This is a genomic window from Aetokthonos hydrillicola CCALA 1050 (assembly GCF_017591665.1).
GTDB classification, from domain to species: Bacteria; Cyanobacteriota; Cyanobacteriia; order Cyanobacteriales; family Nostocaceae; genus Aetokthonos; species Aetokthonos hydrillicola.
Genome location: NZ_JAAKGC010000397.1, coordinates 1 through 1369, shown reverse-complemented (window position 1 = coordinate 1369; position 1369 = coordinate 1). Strand labels below are relative to the sequence as shown.

Annotated in this window: 3 protein-coding genes; 1 reads left to right on the top strand and 2 read right to left on the bottom strand. The window is 44.0% G+C overall.

Annotated elements, in window-relative coordinates; translation table 11 throughout:
* On the bottom strand, positions 1 to 318 hold a 318-nt coding region (locus G4P69_RS38285), incomplete at its 3' end, for an ERF family protein (RefSeq protein WP_208355202.1).
* Positions 319 to 384: 66 nt separating this feature from the next.
* Positions 385 to 828, bottom strand: a complete 444-nt coding sequence (locus tag G4P69_RS38280; RefSeq protein ID WP_208339037.1) for a hypothetical protein — start codon at positions 826 to 828, stop codon at positions 385 to 387.
* Positions 829 to 1091: 263 nt separating this feature from the next.
* Here G4P69_RS38280 and G4P69_RS38275 point away from each other — a divergent pair, with 263 nt between their 5' ends.
* Positions 1092 to 1343, top strand: a complete 252-nt coding sequence (locus G4P69_RS38275) for a hypothetical protein (RefSeq protein ID WP_208355200.1) — start codon at positions 1092 to 1094, stop codon at positions 1341 to 1343.
* Positions 1344 to 1369 lie beyond the last annotated feature (26 nt).

Genomic DNA, 1369 nt, shown 5'->3' with positions numbered 1-1369 from the left:
GGCGCATAGCGCATAGCGGCGGGCATAAGTTAAGGCAGCACCAAACTTCTGGGAATCACCGATCTCTGGAAGAGGGTAAATGCTGGTAATACACTCGCCAGATTCGTGGTAAAGGTGAGTCTGAAGAACGGTTTTGTTACTTTCTAGGGCAGTGGTTTGAACAACTGCTAGTCCGTGCTTACCAAGGGCTGGGGTAACAGCGTCTAATACAGCATCTAAGGTGGCGTATTTGTGCTTGAAGTGAGGATTTACTCGGTCTTTTTGAATGTTAGAAAATTCTGCTTTTGCCTTAATTAAGGCTTTGATGAGTTCTTGCATTGCCTGTGTTGTCCAACCTGAAAGAAAGAAGATTCATAGGGCAGGACTCGCCCACCCCAAGAAGCCTTATGCAGCTATAAAGCAGTCAGATTCTGGTTCATACTGTTTGAGCAGCTGCCATTCAACACAAGTGAGTTGCTCAAAAGGCTTATCTAGCAATTCTTCAGGTGATATGGCTCTTAACTTAGGCAATGTTCCTTGTTTGTAGTGCCAGCGTATGTAATCAGCGCATTTCGCCCAGGTGTCAGCACGGTGAACTTCTACTTCGCCTACCATGACAATCCAGGGCTGAGTTACGAAGCCTTCACAGTCGTGGGTAATAGTGGCAATCACTTCACCTGCTAGTTGTGCTTCATAGTTGTAGAAGCCGTCTAGATCAATGAATTGGATTTCTGGCTCAGGGGCTATGGCTTGGGCTTGTTGTTCGATGTATGCGTTCAGATCGGTTTGGGCGATGGTTTGTTCATCAACTTGCGTTGCTTTGGCAAGTGATTTGGTGTGATGGTACATTTAGTTTAGATCCTTTAATGAATTAATAAAGGGTGATCGCGTGCTGTGGAAGGTGAGCGATCGCTCTTTATTTTGCTATCCTCAGTATAGGCAAAAGATAGGTTTATGTCAAGGCTAAAGGATATAATTTGTGTAGGCTTGGTTAATTCTGGCTGGTGCCAGGGACGTTTTATCTCCTAGGCAAAGCCTAGGCAAGAGAGTAGAATTTAGCTATAGGCTGCTATAGCCGATTTGTCACGCTTACTAGAAACTATGAGGTAGACATGCCAAGAAATCTTGCAGAAGGGGAAACCCAGATGAACTTTCGGATTCCGGAAGAAAAGAAGGAAGCTTTTCTCAAGAAAGCAAAAGAGAATGGTACTTCTGCTAGTCGGTTACTGCTAGAGTTCATTGATAATTATTTGGGACTCGCACCAAAATCAAACGATGAAATTGCCAACATTAAGAAAAAAGTGGCTGAACTAGAAGAGTTTAAAGAACGGACTGAAAAGATATTGGGGGAATTAGCCGCCTGAGAAGAGATGAATAAGCATCCTGAGTT

What these genes read in the sequence shown, in the direction of transcription:
- G4P69_RS38275 (WP_208355200.1), top strand. Translation starts at nt 1,092, where the DNA reads ATGCCAAGAAATCTTGCAGAAGGGGAAACCCAGATGAACTTTCGGATT.
- G4P69_RS38280 (WP_208339037.1), bottom strand. Translation starts at nt 828, where the DNA reads ATGTACCATCACACCAAATCACTTGCCAAAGCAACGCAAGTTGATGAA.